16 protein-coding genes are annotated in these 15,985 nt (G+C 61.0%); 11 read left to right on the top strand and 5 right to left on the bottom strand.

The window, feature by feature from the left end; translation table 11 throughout:
- Window positions 1-11 precede the first annotated feature (11 nt).
- Genes ccmB through napF form a run of 9 tightly spaced genes read left to right on the top strand, consistent with a single transcriptional unit; the run spans window position 12 to window position 6,489 of the window.
- On the top strand, window positions 12-680 hold the full coding sequence (ccmB, locus tag AC07TV_RS01570) for a heme exporter protein CcmB (RefSeq protein ID WP_494646640.1): 669 nt from the start codon (window positions 12-14) through the stop codon (window positions 678-680).
- Window positions 677-1,432: a heme ABC transporter permease CcmC gene (gene ccmC / locus AC07TV_RS01565; protein WP_494646639.1), complete on the top strand. Its 756-nt coding sequence runs from the start codon at window positions 677-679 to the stop codon at window positions 1,430-1,432. Before ccmB ends, ccmC begins: the two co-directional genes overlap by 4 nt.
- A complete protein-coding gene (gene ccmD / locus AC07TV_RS01560) occupies window positions 1,429-1,617 on the top strand; it encodes a heme exporter protein CcmD (protein ID WP_494646638.1) in 189 nt (62 codons plus the stop codon). Before ccmC ends, ccmD begins: the two co-directional genes overlap by 4 nt.
- Window positions 1,614-2,099, top strand: coding sequence for a cytochrome c maturation protein CcmE (gene ccmE / locus AC07TV_RS01555; RefSeq protein WP_494646637.1), 486 nt, complete (start codon window positions 1,614-1,616; stop codon window positions 2,097-2,099). Before ccmD ends, ccmE begins: the two co-directional genes overlap by 4 nt.
- A gap of 2 nt (window positions 2,100-2,101) precedes the next feature.
- Window positions 2,102-4,096, top strand: a complete 1,995-nt coding sequence (locus AC07TV_RS01550) for a heme lyase CcmF/NrfE family subunit (RefSeq protein WP_494646636.1) — start codon at window positions 2,102-2,104, stop codon at window positions 4,094-4,096.
- Window positions 4,093-4,677 carry a DsbE family thiol:disulfide interchange protein gene (locus tag AC07TV_RS01545; protein ID WP_494646635.1) on the top strand — a complete coding sequence of 195 codons (585 nt, stop codon included), beginning with the start codon at window positions 4,093-4,095 and terminating at the stop codon, window positions 4,675-4,677. The genes AC07TV_RS01550 and AC07TV_RS01545 overlap by 4 nt, the downstream gene beginning before the upstream one ends.
- Complete coding sequence (locus AC07TV_RS01540) at window positions 4,674-5,162, top strand: cytochrome c-type biogenesis protein (protein WP_494646634.1); 489 nt, start codon at window positions 4,674-4,676, stop codon at window positions 5,160-5,162. Before AC07TV_RS01545 ends, AC07TV_RS01540 begins: the two co-directional genes overlap by 4 nt.
- Window positions 5,159-6,001 (top strand): c-type cytochrome biogenesis protein CcmI, encoded by an 843-nt coding sequence (gene ccmI, locus AC07TV_RS01535; protein ID WP_494646633.1) that lies wholly within the window; start codon window positions 5,159-5,161, stop codon window positions 5,999-6,001. The genes AC07TV_RS01540 and ccmI overlap by 4 nt, the downstream gene beginning before the upstream one ends.
- An 11-nt stretch (window positions 6,002-6,012) precedes the next feature.
- Entirely contained in the window at window positions 6,013-6,489 is a 477-nt protein-coding gene (napF, locus tag AC07TV_RS01530; RefSeq protein ID WP_494646632.1) for a ferredoxin-type protein NapF, read from the top strand.
- Here napF and AC07TV_RS01525 read toward each other — a convergent pair.
- Entirely contained in the window at window positions 6,476-6,748 is a 273-nt protein-coding gene (locus tag AC07TV_RS01525) for a hypothetical protein (RefSeq protein WP_494646631.1), read from the bottom strand. The genes napF and AC07TV_RS01525 overlap by 14 nt on opposite strands.
- Window positions 6,749-6,777: 29 nt before the next feature.
- Here AC07TV_RS01525 and AC07TV_RS01520 point away from each other — a divergent pair, with 29 nt between their 5' ends.
- On the top strand, window positions 6,778-8,310 hold the full coding sequence (locus AC07TV_RS01520) for a cyclic-di-GMP receptor FimW-related protein (protein ID WP_494646630.1): 1,533 nt from the start codon (window positions 6,778-6,780) through the stop codon (window positions 8,308-8,310).
- A 66-nt stretch (window positions 8,311-8,376) separates the two neighbouring features.
- On the opposite strand, the gene AC07TV_RS01515 is transcribed toward AC07TV_RS01520, so the two are convergent.
- Genes AC07TV_RS01515 through scpA form a run of 4 tightly spaced genes read right to left on the bottom strand, consistent with a single transcriptional unit; the run spans window position 8,377 to window position 15,142 of the window.
- The gene (locus AC07TV_RS01515) at window positions 8,377-10,389 is read right to left on the bottom strand and encodes an acetyl-CoA carboxylase biotin carboxylase subunit (RefSeq protein WP_494646629.1); all 2,013 of its coding nucleotides are present in this window, start codon (window positions 10,387-10,389) and stop codon (window positions 8,377-8,379) included.
- 21 nt (window positions 10,390-10,410) lie between these two features.
- Window positions 10,411-11,946, bottom strand: a complete 1,536-nt coding sequence (locus tag AC07TV_RS01510; protein ID WP_494646628.1) for an acyl-CoA carboxylase subunit beta — start codon at window positions 11,944-11,946, stop codon at window positions 10,411-10,413.
- Between the two features lie 27 nt (window positions 11,947-11,973).
- Window positions 11,974-12,984 (bottom strand): methylmalonyl Co-A mutase-associated GTPase MeaB, encoded by a 1,011-nt coding sequence (gene meaB, locus AC07TV_RS01505; RefSeq protein WP_494646627.1) that lies wholly within the window; start codon window positions 12,982-12,984, stop codon window positions 11,974-11,976.
- Window positions 12,985-12,991: 7 nt separating this feature from the next.
- The gene (gene scpA / locus AC07TV_RS01500; RefSeq protein WP_494646626.1) at window positions 12,992-15,142 is read right to left on the bottom strand and encodes a methylmalonyl-CoA mutase; all 2,151 of its coding nucleotides are present in this window, start codon (window positions 15,140-15,142) and stop codon (window positions 12,992-12,994) included.
- A 166-nt stretch (window positions 15,143-15,308) separates the two neighbouring features.
- Between scpA and AC07TV_RS01495 the strand changes: the two genes are divergently transcribed.
- Entirely contained in the window at window positions 15,309-15,977 is a 669-nt protein-coding gene (locus tag AC07TV_RS01495; RefSeq protein ID WP_494646625.1) for a GntR family transcriptional regulator, read from the top strand.
- Window positions 15,978-15,985: the final 8 nt, after the last annotated feature.

Raw genomic sequence — 15,985 nt, 5'->3', positions numbered from 1 at the left:
ATGATGCGCTGATGTTCAAAATCGTTGCAGCCGTCATTGGCCGTGATCTCAAACTGGCCATGCGGCGCCAGGCCGATATCGTTTCGGCGCTCTTCTTCTTCGTCATTGTGGTCAGCCTGTTCCCGCTCGGCGTCGGACCTGAACCCGACCTGCTGCGCAAGCTGGCGCCCGGCGTGTTGTGGGTCGCCGCCCTGCTCGCCACCATGCTCTCTCTGCCCCGCCTGTTCGCCGACGACCATCGCGATGGCACACTGGAACAACTGGCGCTGGCCCCGCACCCCCTCGGGCTGGTCGTTACCGGCAAAGTGATTGCTCACTGGCTGGTCTCGGGCCTGCCGCTGGCGCTGATCGCCCCGGTCCTCGGTATCCAGTTCGATCTGTCGACCGACGCCTTGATCGTACTGACTTTCGCCATTCTGATCGGCACCCCGGCGCTGTCCGGCATTGGTGCCATCGGCGCGGCGCTGACCCTGGGCTTGCGTGGCGGCGGCGTGCTGCTCTCGCTGCTGGTTCTGCCGCTATATATTCCAGTGCTAATATTCGGCGCTGGCGCAGTGGATGCGACGGTGACCGGGCTCGGGGGAGAAGGTCACCTGTCACTGCTCGCTGCACTTACCTTTGCCTCACTTGGCTTTGCCCCCTGGGCATCGGCCGCTGCCTTGAAGATCGCCCTCGAATGAAAGATCGCTTCAATCTCTACCGCTTCGCCTCGCCGGCCACGTTTTATCCGTTCGCTGGCGCGCTGATTCCCTACTTCGTCGCTGTCTCGATCGTTTTCGGCCTCGCCGGGCTCTGGCTCGGCATGCTCGTCGCGCCGACCGACTTCCAGCAGGGCGAGGGCTACCGGATCATTTTCATCCACGTCCCGGCTTCCTGGATGTCGATGTTCATCTATCTGGTCATGGCTGGCTGGGCCGCCATCGGCCTGGCTTTCAACACCCGGCTGTCGGGCATGATGGCGCAGGCCCTGGCGCCGACCGGGGCCCTGATGGCCTTCCTCTCGCTGCTCACCGGGGCCCTGTGGGGCAAGCCGATGTGGGGGGCGTGGTGGGTCTGGGATGCGCGCCTGACTTCGGAACTGATCCTGCTTTTCCTCTACATCGGCTACATGGCCCTGACCGCCGCCATCGATGATGCGCGCCGGGCCGACAAGGCCGGTGGCCTGTTGCTGCTGGTTGGCGTCGTCAATATCCCGATCATCTATTTCTCGGTCAAATGGTGGAACACCCTGCATCAGGGTTCCAGCGTCAATCTCGCCAAGTCGTCGATGGCCACCACCATGCTCTGGGGCATGCTGCTGATGGCCATGTGCTTCTGGATGTATTCGATTGCCATTGCACTGATGCGGGTGCGGACCATCATGCTCGAGCGCGAACGCCACACCGACTGGGTCAAGGCCGAGTTGCTGGGCAAGGCAGGAGACGAAAAATGATCCACTGGGCCAGTTTTTCCGACTTTATCGCCATGGGCGGCTATGGCTTTTACGTCTGGGGCTCGTTCGGCGCCACCGTTTTGATCATGGCAATTGAACCGATCATCGTCGTCCGCAATCGAAAGACCACCATCGCTCGCCTCAAGCGCCAGTTGCGCGCCGAAACAAGGAACACCGCAGAATGAAATCCCGTCACAAGAAACTCGCCCTGATCGGCGGCGCGCTGGCCATCATCGGCATCATCGCGGCGCTCGTTTTGAACGCCCTGAACAGCAACATCGCGCTCTACATCACGCCGACCGAAGTCGCTGCCGGCAAGGCGCCCAAGGACAAGCTGTTCCGCATCGGCGGCTTGGTCAAGGAAGGCAGCATCCAGCGTCAGGCTGATGGCGTGACCATCCAGTTCGTCGTCACCGATACCGAAAAAGACATTCCGGTGCACTACAAGGGCATCCTCCCCGACCTCTTCAAGGAAGGGAAAGGCGCCGTGGCCCAAGGCAAGCTGACTGCCGACGGCAATTTCATGGCCACCGAAGTACTGGCCAAGCACGATGAAAACTACATGCCGCCGGAAGCCGCCAAGGCTGTCGACGACGCCCAGGCCCGCGCCGCCGGCAAGCATGTTTCCCCGTCTTCTTCTGGCGACAAGCCGAAAGCGAGCTACTGAGCATGATTCCCGAACTCGGCCATTTCGCCCTCATTCTCGCTGCGCTGGTCGCCCTGATCCTCGGCACCCTGCCGCTGATCGGCGCCCACCAGAACCGCATGGCCTGGGTTGCCGTCGCCCGTCCGGCCGCCTCGGCCATGGCGCTGCTTGTCACTTTCTCCTTCGCCTGCCTGACGCAGGCCTTCGTGACCAATGATTTCTCCGTGGTTTATGTTGCCCAGCATTCGAATTCGCTGCTGCCGCTGCAATATCGCGTCGCCGCGGTGTGGGGCGGCCATGAGGGTTCGCTGTTGCTGTGGATGCTGATGCTGACCTGGTGGGCCTTTGGCGTCGCCATGCTGTCGAAGCAACTGCCGGAAACGATGGTTGCCCGCGTCCTCGGCACGCTCGGTCTGGTCGCCTTCGGCTTCCTGCTCTTCATCCTGATCACTTCCAGCCCGTTCGAGCGTCTGCTGCCGGCAGCGGCCGAAGGGCGCGACCTCAACCCGCTCCTGCAGGATTTCGGGCTGGTCATTCACCCGCCGCTGCTCTACATGGGCTACGTCGGCTTCTCGGTGGCTTTTGCCTTTGCCATCGCGGCCCTGCTTTCCGGCCAGTTGGACGCCGCCTGGGCGCGCTGGTCGCGGCCGTGGACGATGGCCGCCTGGTGCTTCCTGACCCTCGGCATCGCCATGGGTTCGTGGTGGGCTTATTACGAACTGGGCTGGGGCGGCTGGTGGTTCTGGGATCCGGTCGAAAACGCCTCGTTCATGCCCTGGCTGGTCGGCACTGCTCTGATCCATTCGCTGGCCGTTACCGAAAAGCGCGGCAGTTTCAAGAACTGGACGGTGCTACTGGCCATTTCGGCTTTCTCGCTGTCGCTGCTCGGCACTTTCCTGGTTCGTTCGGGTGTGCTGACCTCGGTGCATGCCTTCGCCACCGACCCGCGACGCGGCATTTTCATCCTGATCTTCCTGGTCGCCGTGATCGGCACCTCGCTCGCGCTGTTCGCCTGGCGCGCCCCGAAGGTCGGACTGGGCGGCCGCTTCGGCCTGGTCTCGCGCGAATCATTCCTGCTCACCAACAATGTGCTGCTTGTCGTCGCCTGCGCCACCGTGTTGCTCGGCACGCTCTACCCGCTGCTTATCGACGCGCTCGGTGTCGGCAAGATTTCGGTCGGACCGCCGTACTTCAACGCCGTCTTCGTCCCGGTCATGGCGCCGGTGCTGTTCCTCATGGGCGTCGCTCCCTTCGCCCGCTGGAAGGAGGCATCGATCCCGGAAATCACCCGCACCGTACGCTGGGCGATGATTGCCGCGGCCGTCGTCGCCATCGCGCTGCCGCTGGTTTATGGTCAGTGGAGCGCCTTGACCGCGCTCGGCATCCTGCTCGCCGCCTGGGTCACCTTTACGACGCTGACTGCTTACGTCCAGCGCGTCCAGCACACCCGCGCCGGCCAGTCTTTCCTGAGCGCCGCATTCAAGCAGCCGCGCAGCTTTGTCGGCATGTGCGTCGCCCACTTCGGCATCGCGGTGTTTGTCGTCGGCGTGACCATGGTCAGCAGCTTCCAAGATGAAAAAGACGTCAAGATGGCGCCCGGCGACACCGTCGATGTTGCCGGCTACAGCTTCAAGTTCAATGGCGTCAGGGAAATTCAGGGGCCGAACTACGTGGCGGCGCAGGGCGACTTTGATCTCACGGTCGACGGGAAATTTCGCCTGAAAATGAAACCCGAAAAACGCAACTACGCGTCGTCCGGCATGCCGATGACCGAAGCCGCCATCGACGCCGGTTTCCTGCGCGACGTCTATGTCTCGCTCGGCGAACCGATCGACCGCGACCGGCCGGAAGCCGAATGGGCGGTCCGCGTTTATTACAAACCCTTCGTCGACTGGATCTGGGGCGGTTGCGTACTGATGGCACTGGGCGGCCTGCTGGCCATGCTTGATCGCCGTTACCGCGCCAAGTCCCGCGCCTCGTCTGCCGTTCAAACCCCGGCTGGAAGCCAACACGCATGAATCGTTATTACTGGATCCTCGGCGCTTTCGCCGCTCTCGTCGCCCTGCTTGCCGTCGGCCTCAACCTCAACCCGCGTGACGTCCCGTCGCCGCTGGTCGGCAAGCCGGCCCCGGCCTTCAACCTGAACGTTCTGGCCACGCCGGACAAGATGCTTGGCCCCAAGGACATGCAGGGCAAGGTCTGGCTGTTCAATGTCTGGTCCTCGTGGTGTGTCTCCTGCCGCGCCGAGCACCCGGTGCTCGTCGAGTTCTCGAGGAACACCAAGGTGCCGCTGGTCGGGCTGAATTACAAGGAAGTGCGCGGCGACGGCAATTTCGACATGAGCAAGATGCCGGCCGATGAGGAGAAAAAACTGGCCTTCCAGCGCGCCAACCAGTGGCTGGCCCAGCACGGCAATCCGTACACGCTGACGGTCATGGACATCGATGGCCGCGTCGGCATCGACTACGGCGTCTATGGCGTGCCGGAAACCTACGTCATCGACAAAGCCGGGATCATCCGCATGAAGCACACCGGGCCGATATCACCGGACGTGCTGAGCAAGAAGATCATGCCGCTGCTCGCCGAGCTGAACAAATGAAGCGCCGCGTCCTGATTGCCCTTTTCATTTTTGGCTCTTTTTTCGGGTCGACCGTGGCATTCGCCGATGCGGCCACGGAGGCCGCCACGGCGGCCGATCCGGTCGCCGAAAAGCGCCTGCAGAAGCTTTCCGAGGAGTTGCGCTGCCTGGTTTGCCAGAACCAGACCATCGCCGACTCCAACGCCGAGCTGGCCCAGGACCTGCGGCGCGAAGTCCGGACCATGATCAAGGACGGCAAGACCGACCAGGAAATCGTCGATTTCATGGTCGTCCGCTATGGCGATTTTGTCCTCTACCGGCCGCCGGTCAAGGGCATCACGCTGCTTCTCTGGGGCGGCCCGGTCGCCCTCATGCTGCTCGGCCTGTTTATCCTGCAGCGTTACCTGCGCCGTCGCGCCACCCGCATCAATGCCGAAGACCAGCCACTGTCGGCTGACGAATCCAGCCGCGCCGACGCGATGCTCAAGGAAATCGACCAGAAATGAATCAGTTCGCCCTGTTTGCCGTTCTCTTGATCGTGGTCGTTTCCGCCTTCATCCTGCCGCCGCTGTGGCTCGGCCTGCGCTCGACGAGCAAGGCCGACCGCAAGGAAGCCAACCTCGCCATCTTCCGCGACCAGTTGGCCGAACTGGCTCGCGAAAAAACCGAAGGATCGCTCGCCGAGGCCGATTTCGACCAAGCCAGACATGAGCTGCAACGCCGCCTGCTAGAAGAGGTCGAGCCAGCCACCGCCGGTGGCGCCGCCCCGGCGGCCACACATGGCCCGAGCCGCAAGATGGCCATCGCCATCCTGATCCTGCTGCCCATTCTCGGCCTGCTCGGCTACGGCATCCTCGGCAATCCGAAGGCGCTCGACCCGGTACAAACCGCTGCACCGCAAGAAATGACGCCGGAAAAGATCAATGAAATGGTCGCCAGCCTGGCCGAAAAGCTCAAAGCCAACCCGGACAACATGCCGGGCTGGCTCATGCTCGCCCGCTCGTACAAATCGATGGGCCGCTACGACGAAGCCGTTCAGGCCTTCGCCAAGGCCGAAAATGCCATCAACGACGATCCCGACCAGCTCGCCAGCTATGCAGAAACCGTCGCCATGGCCAATGGCAAAGGCATCAACGGCAAGGCGCTGCAGCTCATCGAACGGGCGCTGAAAGTCGATCCGAAGCACGCCCACAGCATGTTCCTGGCCGGCGCTGCCGCCATGGAGGCCGGCGACAACAAGAAGGGGCTTTCCTACTGGGAGCCACTGCTGTTACAAGTCGAGCCGGGCTCCGAGATCGATCAGATGCTGCGTAGCGGCATCGAGAAAATGAAAGCAGGCAAGTAGGCCAAGCCACCATGGTCGACCTGTCCCGCCGAGGCTTTTTCCGCGGTCGACCGCGCCCCAGGGCTGAAATCCGCCCGCCCTGGGCGCTGCCGGAAGCCGAATTCATCGACCGCTGCACGCGCTGCAATGACTGCCTCAAAGCCTGTCCGACGGGGATTCTGGTCGGCGGCGATGGCAGCTATCCAACCGTTGATTTCAGCCTCGGCGAATGCACTTTCTGCGGCGACTGCGTTACCAGTTGCCAACCCAAGGCCTTGCTTCGTCACCCCGAACAAGCCGCCTGGCCTTACAAGGCAGCCATCGGCGAAGACTGCCTGCCCCGCCAGGGGGTCGAATGCCGCGTCTGCGGCGACTTCTGCGAGGTTCGCGCCATCCGTTTCACGCCCCGCCTGGGCGGTAGCCCGCTGCCCGAGATCGATCCCGAAAAATGCACCGGCTGCGGCGCCTGCGTCGCGCCTTGCCCGGTCATTGCGATCAGCGTTCGCTAGCCTCTTCCGATGCAGGCGGAACCAGTGGTGGCGGCGAAAATCCAAGGGCTATCATCTCGGCCTCCAGCTTGATGCGGAGGATCAGCAGCCCATGCAAGGACTCTCGTGCCTTGTCGTCGGCCCAGTTCTCGTGGTGATTGCGCAAACAGGCATCAATTTCGTGGCGATTGGCCAGATTGACGCGACAAACAGCAGCGTACCGGTGAATCTCGCTATCAAGATCCCGCAATTCGCGATCATAATGTTCAAATCCGCTCATTATTCAAGCTTACTCCGGAAGGAGCGACCATGCATTGGTTAACATTGCCTGAACCGCGCAAGAACATCGCCCTGGCCTTTCACGACATGGGATCGGCAAAAACCTGGCTGGCCAGCCAGCCGCAAGCCCAGCCCATGCACATGCTGGCCGCCATCAGCCTGCAGATCGAAGCCATCGAGGCATCGGCGCTCCCGCCAAGCCTAGCCGTCGAATTGCTCGACCTGCTGCGGACAGCCGCCGTACCGGCCCAGGATGCGATGGAGCCGCGTTACGTGCGCAAGGCACTGCCCATGCTCGACGACGACCAGCGCGCATTCGAGGTTGCCCAGCGCCTCTGGCTGCGTCTCGGTACTTCCTATCTGCGCCTGGCGCCACATTTTGCCTCGGGCGAAAAAGGCAAACTGCTGCACCGGGCAGCCTGTGCCATCCGGATGGCCGAATACTGCCATTTCCTGGCCGCCCGGGAATGTCCGCCCCTGCTCGATCAAATACTCTTCGCCATCCTCGATCAGGCCGAAAGAGACGGTTTGTCGCGCCATTCGCTGCCTGATCCCGACTTCCCCCATCTGGTCGACACCACCATCGCCGGCCATCTGGCCTGGGCTTTCATGCTGCGCCTGATCGACCCGTATCGCCTGTCGGCCGCCCAGCTTGCCGTCGCCAACCGGGCGCTGAGCCGCTGGCGCGAACTGGCCGGTTTCCAGACCATGCCGGACGATGACCCGAGAGGTCACTCGGTCGATCTCCAACCGCTTTTTGGCAGCACCTTGCCGGAAGGCATTCCGCGCTGGCTCGAAGTCCCCCGGGTGACCCGCAAGATCGCCCAGCGCATTGCCGCGCTCAAGGAAGGCGAATCACCCGAAGCCCTGAAACTTGGCCGCGAACTGTCGCCAGCGGCCTGCATCCGCCTGCTACGCGACATCGAAGCCAGCCTTGAATCGCATGGTCAGCACCGGAGCACTGAAATCGGCGAAATCGAACTCGCCTTCGGCGCTGAATTTGCCTATGCAGCGTTTACCGGCGAAATGATCGTGCAGAGCGGATCGCTCGATGTTGGCAGCGCAACCCTGGCCCATCAGCGCACGGCGATGTTCGGATTCGACCGCGTATCGACCATGCCGACGGCCGTCAAGAAGCTCAATGTCCCCGGTGAAAACTGGCTGCTCGTCGATGGCAAGGCCATCCGCCCGGCCGACCGCAAGGGCGCCCGCCGCCAATCGCCCTGTCTGATCGCCTCGACCTCCCTCGGCGGGCCACGACTCGGTGTCATGGTCGGCCTGCAAAGCCTTCCCGGCGGCGCCCTGGCCGCCGATCTGCAATGGTACGAAGAACGCATCGAACCCGGCCGCCTCGCCCGCCCGGCGGCTGGCCAAACACATGCCGTAGTCCCCGTCTTCCTGCTCCATGACGGTGAAAACTGTTCGCTGATCGTCCCGAGTGTGGCCGGAGTCCGGCTCGATACCGGCGTTACGCTGGAAGGCACCTCGGTCAGCCACCTGCTGCCGACCGAAGTGCTCGAACGCGGGGTCGATTTCGTCCGCTACGCGATCAGCAAACAATAAAAAAGGCCCGCTGGTTAGCGGGCCTTCGCTTCCACGGTCGACCGGAAAAAACGGCCGAAAATCAAATCACTCGAATTCGATGATGACCTGATCCACCGTCAGGCTTTCGCCGGCAGCCGCTGAAATCTTCTTCACCTTGCAGTCCTGGTCAGCCTTGAGGATGTTTTCCATCTTCATCGCTTCGATGACCGCCAGCTTCTCGCCGGCCTTCACTTCCTGACCAACCGTCACCGCAACTTCGCGGAGCAAACCAGGCATCGGCGAAATCAGGAACTTGGACAGGTCAGGTGCCTGCTTCTCGGGCATCAGCGCCAGCAGTTCGGCTGCACGGGCGCTCATCACCATGAAGTCGGCACGCGTACCCCAGTGGAACAGCGAGTATTTCGTCTTGTGCCGTTCGACCTGCAGCGTGAAAGCCTGACCGTTGCAGGTACCGACGAACAGCGACTCGCCAAGTTTCCAGGAAGAACGCAGCTCGTAGTGCTGACCGCCGTACTCGATGTCATAGCCACCATCGACCAGACATGCCGTGACCGGATGATGCTGATTGCCGGCGGCGTCGAGGCGAACGACCATCCAGTTGTCGCTGACCAGACGCTCGTGGCCCTGCAGCTGGCCGGAGATGGAAGCGGAGCGATCGGTGAAGGCACGGTAGACATAAGCAGCCACCGAAACCAGCAAGGCCGGATCATCGTGCGGCACCATCGAGGCATCGAAGCCCGTCGGGTAGTGCTTGGGGATGAAGCCAGTGTCGAAGATGCCGGAATGGAACACCGGGTGCTGCATCAACGCAGCCTGGAACGGGATGTTCGAGGAAATGCCGCGGATGACGAAACCGTTCAAGGCGTCACGCATGCGGGAGATCGCCGTGCTGCGATCCTTGCCGTGCACGATCAGCTTGGCGATCATCGAGTCGTAGAACATCGAAATTTCGCCACCATCGTAAACACCGGTATCGACACGGGTAGTGCCGCTGGCGTCGCTGGTTTCCTTGGGCGGCAGGAACTTCACGAGACGGCCAGTCGACGGCAGGAAGCCGCGGAACGGGTCTTCGGCGTTGATCCGGCACTCCATGGCCCAGCCATTGATAGGAACTTCAGCCTGGGTCAGCGGCAGCTTCTCGCCGTAAGCGACGCGGATCATCTGCTCAACGAGGTCGAGGCCGGTAATCAGTTCGGTAACCGGATGCTCCACCTGCAGGCGAGTATTCATTTCCAGGAAGTAGAACTCCTTGGTCGCGCCGGAAACGACGAACTCGACCGTACCGGCCGATTCATAGTCCACCGCGCGGGCCAGCGCCACGGCCTGTTCGCCCATCGCCTTGCGCATCTCGGCATCAACGAAGGGGCTCGGCGCCTCTTCGATTACCTTCTGGTGACGACGCTGAATTGAGCAATCACGTTCGTTCAGGTAGACGTAGTTGCCATGTGAGTCGCCGAGCAGCTGAATTTCGATGTGACGCGGTTCCAGCACGTATTTTTCGATGAAGACGCGGTCGTCACCGAAAGAGTTGCGCGCTTCATTGACGCAGGAGGAGAAACCTTCGTGCGCTTCGGCATCGTTGTAAGCAACGCGCAGACCCTTGCCGCCGCCGCCGGCGGAAGCCTTGATCATCACCGGATAGCCGATGCCCTGAGCGATCTTGACAGCTTCGTCAGGACCGGCGATGGCGTCGTTGTAACCCGGAATGGTGTTGACGTTGGCAGCGATGGCCAGCTTCTTGGATTCGATCTTGTCGCCCATCTTGGCGATGGAGTAATGCTTCGGACCGATGAACTTGATGCCTTCTTCTTCCAGACGACGGGAGAACTCGGCATTTTCAGACAGGAAGCCGTAGCCCGGATGGACGGCCTGGGCGCCAGTCTGCTTGCAGGCGGCGATGATCTTGTCGGCAACCAGATAGGACTCTTTCGAAGCAGCCGGTCCAATACAGACGGCTTCATCGGCGAGGTCGACGAACAAGGCATCCTTGTCGGCTTCGGAATAGACGGCGACTGTCTTGATGCCCATCTTGCGGGCCGTCTTGATGACGCGGCAGGCAATTTCACCGCGGTTGGCGATCAGAATTTTAGTGAACATATTCCTTTTTCTCCCTGACGCTTACAGAGGAATGTTGCCGTGCTTGCGCCACGGATTTTCAAGTTTCTTGTCGCGCAGCATGGCCAGCGAGCGAGCGATACGCTTGCGGGTGGCATGCGGCATGATGACGTCGTCGATGAAGCCACGCGCGCCAGCCACGAACGGGTTGGCGAACTTGGCCTTGTATTCGGCTTCGCGCTCGGCCAGCTTGGCCGGATCGTTCTTTTCCTCGCGGAAAATGATTTCCACGGCGCCCTTCGGGCCCATGACCGCGATTTCTGCTGACGGCCAGGCGATATTGACGTCGCCACGCAGATGCTTCGAGGACATAACGTCGTAGGCGCCACCGTAGGCCTTGCGGGTAATGATGGTGACCTTCGGCACGGTACATTCGGCGTAGGCGTAAAGCAGCTTGGCACCGTGCTTGATGATGCCGCCGTATTCCTGCGTGGTGCCCGGCATGAAGCCCGGCACATCGACAAAGGTAACGACCGGAATGTTGAAGGCGTCGCAGAAGCGGACGAAGCGGGCGGCCTTGATCGACGACTTGATATCGAGACAGCCGGCCAGCACCAGCGGCTGGTTGGCGACGATGCCAACCGGATGGCCATCCATGCGACCAAAGCCGATGATGATGTTCTTGGCGTAGTCGGCCTGCAGCTCGAAGAAGTCATTGTCGTCGACCACTTTGACGATCAGCTCCTTCATGTCGTACGCCTTGTTGGCGTTGTCCGGCACCAGGGTGTCGAGCGAATAGTCCATGCGATCGACCGGATCGTTGGTCGGCGTGACTGGCGGCTTTTCGCGGTTGTTGGCTGGCAGGAAATTCATGAACCGGCGCAGCATGGAGAGGGCTTCGACGTCATTCTCGAAGGCCAGATCGGCGACACCTGATTTGCTGGTGTGAGTCACGGCACCGCCCAGCTCTTCGGCTGTGACGTCTTCGTGGGTCACGGTCTTGACGACTTCCGGACCGGTCACGAACATGTAGGACGAGTCCTTGACCATGAAGATGAAGTCGGTCATCGACGGCGAATACACCGCGCCACCGGCGCAGGGGCCCATGATCATCGAGATCTGCGGCACGACGCCGGAGGCCATCACGTTGCGCTGGAAGACGTCGGCGTAACCGCCCAAGGAGGCAACGCCTTCCTGAATCCGCGCACCGCCCGAGTCATTAAGGCCGATCACCGGAGCGCCAACCTTCATCGCCTGATCCATGACCTTGCAGATTTTCTCGGCGTGGGTTTCCGACAGCGAACCACCGAACACGGTAAAGTCCTGCGAGAAAACGAAAACCAGACGGCCGTTAACCGTACCGTAACCAATCACGACACCGTCACCGGGAATTTTCTCGGCCTGATCCATACCGAAATCGGTACAGCGGTGCTCCTTGAACATGTCCCATTCCTCGAAGGAATCCGGGTCGAGCAGCAGCTCGATACGTTCGCGGGCGCTCAGCTTGCCCTTTTTGTGCTGGCTGTCGATACGCTTCTGGCCACCGCCGAGGCGGGCCATTTCACGCTTTTTTTCCAGCTGGCGGATGATGTCGTGCATAGAAAACTCCCTAAATGGATCGGGTGATTAGTGTTTCAGATAGTCGAGCAGCGCATACGCGGCGGCAGCCGGAGTCGTATGGCCTTCCTCGACGGATCGGGTAAAGGCGGGCAGGTTCTCCTGCACGCGCGGGTGATGACGGAAATACTGACGCAAACCGGAGTCGATCAGTTGCCACATCCAGCTCAAAGCCTGATGCTGGCGCTTGGCATCGAACTCTCCGGTCGACTTCAGAGCCGCCTGATACTTCTCGACCTGTTCCCAGAATTCAGCGATGCCTTCCTTGTGCAAAGCGGACAGCGTGATAACCGGCGGTGCCCAGTTGGGCGAGGCCGGGCGCAGCATGTGCAGGGCGTTGCGCCATTGGGCACGGACCACAGCAGTGGCCTGACGGTCGATATCGGCCTTGTTGATGATCACCATGTCGGCGATCTCGACAATGCCCTTCTTGATCGCCTGCAGGTCGTCACCGGCATTCGGCAACTGGAGCAGGCAGAACATGTCGACCATGCCAGCCACCGTCGTTTCCGACTGGCCGACACCGACGGTCTCGATGATGATCACGTCGTAGCCCGAGGCTTCACAGAGCAGCATCGCTTCGCGCGACTTCTCGGCCACGCCGCCCAGCGAACCCGATGACGGACTCGGCCGGATGAAGGCCTCCTCGCGCTGGCTGAGCAATTCCATCCGCGTCTTGTCACCAAGGATCGAACCACCAGAAACCGAAGATGAAGGATCGACGGCCAGCACAGCCAGCTTCTTGCCCTGCTCAATGAGCCAGACGCCAAGCGCTTCGATGAAGGTGGATTTACCCGCCCCCGGCACGCCGGAAATGCCGATACGGATCGCCTTGCCAGTACTAGGCAAAATAGCGTTAAGCACTTGCTGGGCGCGCTGCTGATGATCTGGACGCGTCGACTCGATCAGCGTGATGGCCTTGGCCAGCGCACGGCGCTGACCAGCCAGCACACCATCGACCAGCAGTTGGTCGCCAGCAGACAGAATATTGGCACGCACGGGAACTTCGCCCAGATTCATCCGAGACTTAACCGCGTGCCTTGCGAATTTCTTCGATCACCTTGATGGCCGAATCCTCGATCCGCGTTCCCGGTCCGAAAATGGCTTTGGCGCCTGCGTTGTAGAGATAGTCGTAATCCTGGGCCGGAATCACGCCGCCAGCGAAAACGATGATGTCATCGCCGCCTTGATCCTTCAAGGCCTTGACCAGTTGCGGCAACAAGGTCTTGTGACCGGCCGCCAGCGACGACACACCCACGGCGTGCACGTCGTTCTCGATGGCCTGACGGGCAGCTTCTTCCGGAGTCTGGAAGAGCGGGCCCATGTCGATGTCGAAGCCGAGGTCGGCATAGGCCGTAGCCACCACCTTGGCGCCACGGTCATGGCCATCCTGGCCGAGCTTGGCGATCATGATGCGCGGACGACGACCTTCTTCTTCGGCGAATTTGGCGACATCGGCCTTGATCTTTTCCCAGCTTTCCTGACCTTCCACAACACCTCCGTACACACCCGAAATGGTCTGGTTGTTGGCACGGAAACGACCAAAGATCTTTTCCAGCGCATCGGACACTTCACCCACCGTGGCACGCAGGCGCATGGCCTTGACGGTCAGGTCGAGCAGGTTGCCTTCGCCGGATTCGGCGGCTTTGGTTAACGCCTCCAAAGCCGCGTTGACCGCAGCACTGTCGCGCGTCGCGCGAATCTGCTTGAGGCGGGCAATCTGCGAGTCACGCACGGCGTGGTTGTCGATATCGAGGATGTCGATCGCGTCTTCCTTGGCCAGCTTGTACTTGTTGACGCCGACGATGACGTCCTTGCCGGAGTCAATGCGTGCCTGCTTGTCGGCCGCGCAGGTTTCGACCTGCATCTTGGCCCAACCCGATTCAACGGCCTTGGTCATGCCGCCCATGGCTTCGATTTCCTGGATGATGCCCCAGGCCTTGTCGGCCATGTCCTGGGTCAGCTTTTCCATCATGTAGGAACCGGCCCACGGATCGACGACATTGGTGATGTGGGTTTCTTCCTGAATGATCAGTTGCGTGTTGCGGGCGATACGCGACGAGAACTCGGTCGGCAGCGCAATGGCTTCGTCCAGCGCATTGGTGTGCAGCGACTGGGTGCCGCCGAAAACAGCCGCCATCGCTTCGATGGTGGTACGCACGACGTTGTTGTACGGATCCTGCTCGGTCAGCGACCAACCGGAAGTCTGGCTGTGCGTGCGCAGCATCTTGGACTTGGGGCTCTTGGCGTTGAAACCGGTCATGATGCGATCCCACAGCAGGCGGCCAGCGCGCATCTTGGCGATCTCAAGGTAGAAATTCATGCCCACCGCCCAGAAGAAGGACAGGCGGCCGGCGAAGGTGTCGACGTCCATGCCGGAGGCGACGCCGGTACGCACGTATTCCATGCCGTCAGCCAGCGTGAAGGCCAGCTCGATGGCCTGATTGGCACCGGCTTCCTGGATGTGATAACCGGAAATCGAGATCGAGTTGAATTTCGGCATGTGCTGCGCCGTGTAGCCGAAGATGTCGGCAATAATCTTCATCGATGGTTTGGGCGGATAGATGTAGGTATTCCGCACCATGAATTCTTTGAGAATGTCGTTCTGGATAGTGCCGGACAGCTTGTCCTGGCTAACACCCTGCTCTTCGGCGGCGACGATGTAGCCGGCGAGAATCGGCAGCACCGCGCCGTTCATGGTCATCGAGACGGATATCTTGTCGAGCGGAATGCTGTCGAAGAGGATCTTCATGTCTTCGACGGAGTCGATCGCCACGCCGGCCTTGCCAACATCACCCGTAACACGGGCGTTATCGGAGTCGTAACCACGGTGCGTCGCCAGGTCGAAAGCCACGGAAACGCCCTGGCCGCCGGCGGCCAGCGCCTTGCGGTAGAAGGCGTTGGAGGCTTCAGCGGTGGAGAAACCCGCATACTGACGGATGGTCCACGGCTTGACGGCATACATCGTCGGTTGCGGGCCGCGCAGATAGGGCGCAAAACCGGGCAGGGTATCGGCAAATTCGAGACCGGCGACATCTGCCTTCGTATACAGTGCCTTGACGGCTAGCCCTTCGGGGGTATTCCACACCAGATTCCCGACATCGCCCCCTGGTGACTGTTTGGCTGCGGCCTTTTCCCAAGCATCCAGGTTATTGGAATCAAAGAACTTTTCAGACATGACACACCCCTCGCTGATTCGATTTTTTCGGGCTTATGATGCAGAATTCAAAATTCTACGCTTTTGGGCCCAGCTTGACATACCAAGCCCCACATAATACTTTATCCATAATTATGGAAGCAAGTCGGCTAAGTCCCGATCGGCTCAATCACATCACACCAAAACCATGACACGTATCGCACCTACCGCGCTCTATCAGGAAGTGGCCGAAAGACTGCGTCAACGCATCTTCGCACACGAACTGACCCCGGGTACCTGGATCGACGAGCAGAAGCTCGCCGAGGAATACGGCATTTCCCGTACGCCCTTGCGCGAGGCACTCAAGGTTCTCGCTTCCGAAGGGCTGGTCGATCTGCGCCCCCGCCGTGGCTGCTACGTCACCGAGATTTCCCGGCAGGACATGGACGACATATTCCCGCTGATGGCCATGCTGGAAGGGCGCTGTGCGGCAGAAGCGGTCAAGCGGGCGAAACCAGCCGACATCTCGGCACTGAAGAACATCCATGAGCAGCTTGAGGCGGCGGCCCGCGAGGGACGCATTGACGCCTTCTTCGAGTCGAATCAGGAATTCCACAAAAAAATTCAGGAGCTGTCCGGCAACCGCTGGCTGCTCTCGGTCATTCAGGACCTGCGCAAGGTATTGAAGCTCTCTCGATTGCACTCGCTCTCACTCGAGGGCCGCCTGCAGCAGTCTCTGGACGAGCATCGCCTGATCATGGCTGCGCTGCAGGCCGGCGACGCCGTCAAGGCCGAGAAACTGATGCACGATCATCTGCTGTCCGGGCGCGAAGCCCTAGCCAAGATTCGGGATAGTGCCGCGGGGCAAGGCAACTGATCGTTGCC

It is taken from the genome of Azonexus sp. GW821-FHT04F04 (assembly GCF_059420025.1).
This window is presented reverse-complemented; position numbering and strand designations above follow the sequence as displayed.

Excerpts from the sequence above, each read along its gene's own strand:
- ccmB (WP_494646640.1), top strand. The coding sequence starts at position 12 with ATGTTCAAAATCGTTGCAGCCGTCATTGGCCGTGATCTCAAACTGGCC.
- ccmC (WP_494646639.1), top strand. The coding sequence starts at position 677 with ATGAAAGATCGCTTCAATCTCTACCGCTTCGCCTCGCCGGCCACGTTT.
- ccmD (WP_494646638.1), top strand. The coding sequence starts at position 1,429 with ATGATCCACTGGGCCAGTTTTTCCGACTTTATCGCCATGGGCGGCTAT.
- ccmE (WP_494646637.1), top strand. The coding sequence starts at position 1,614 with ATGAAATCCCGTCACAAGAAACTCGCCCTGATCGGCGGCGCGCTGGCC.
- AC07TV_RS01550 (WP_494646636.1), top strand. The coding sequence starts at position 2,102 with ATGATTCCCGAACTCGGCCATTTCGCCCTCATTCTCGCTGCGCTGGTC.
- AC07TV_RS01545 (WP_494646635.1), top strand. The coding sequence starts at position 4,093 with ATGAATCGTTATTACTGGATCCTCGGCGCTTTCGCCGCTCTCGTCGCC.
- AC07TV_RS01540 (WP_494646634.1), top strand. The coding sequence starts at position 4,674 with ATGAAGCGCCGCGTCCTGATTGCCCTTTTCATTTTTGGCTCTTTTTTC.
- ccmI (WP_494646633.1), top strand. The coding sequence starts at position 5,159 with ATGAATCAGTTCGCCCTGTTTGCCGTTCTCTTGATCGTGGTCGTTTCC.
- napF (WP_494646632.1), top strand. The coding sequence starts at position 6,013 with ATGGTCGACCTGTCCCGCCGAGGCTTTTTCCGCGGTCGACCGCGCCCC.
- AC07TV_RS01525 (WP_494646631.1), bottom strand. The coding sequence starts at position 6,748 with ATGAGCGGATTTGAACATTATGATCGCGAATTGCGGGATCTTGATAGC.
- AC07TV_RS01520 (WP_494646630.1), top strand. The coding sequence starts at position 6,778 with ATGCATTGGTTAACATTGCCTGAACCGCGCAAGAACATCGCCCTGGCC.
- AC07TV_RS01515 (WP_494646629.1), bottom strand. The coding sequence starts at position 10,389 with ATGTTCACTAAAATTCTGATCGCCAACCGCGGTGAAATTGCCTGCCGC.
- AC07TV_RS01510 (WP_494646628.1), bottom strand. The coding sequence starts at position 11,946 with ATGCACGACATCATCCGCCAGCTGGAAAAAAAGCGTGAAATGGCCCGC.
- meaB (WP_494646627.1), bottom strand. The coding sequence starts at position 12,984 with ATGAATCTGGGCGAAGTTCCCGTGCGTGCCAATATTCTGTCTGCTGGC.
- scpA (WP_494646626.1), bottom strand. The coding sequence starts at position 15,142 with ATGTCTGAAAAGTTCTTTGATTCCAATAACCTGGATGCTTGGGAAAAG.
- AC07TV_RS01495 (WP_494646625.1), top strand. The coding sequence starts at position 15,309 with ATGACACGTATCGCACCTACCGCGCTCTATCAGGAAGTGGCCGAAAGA.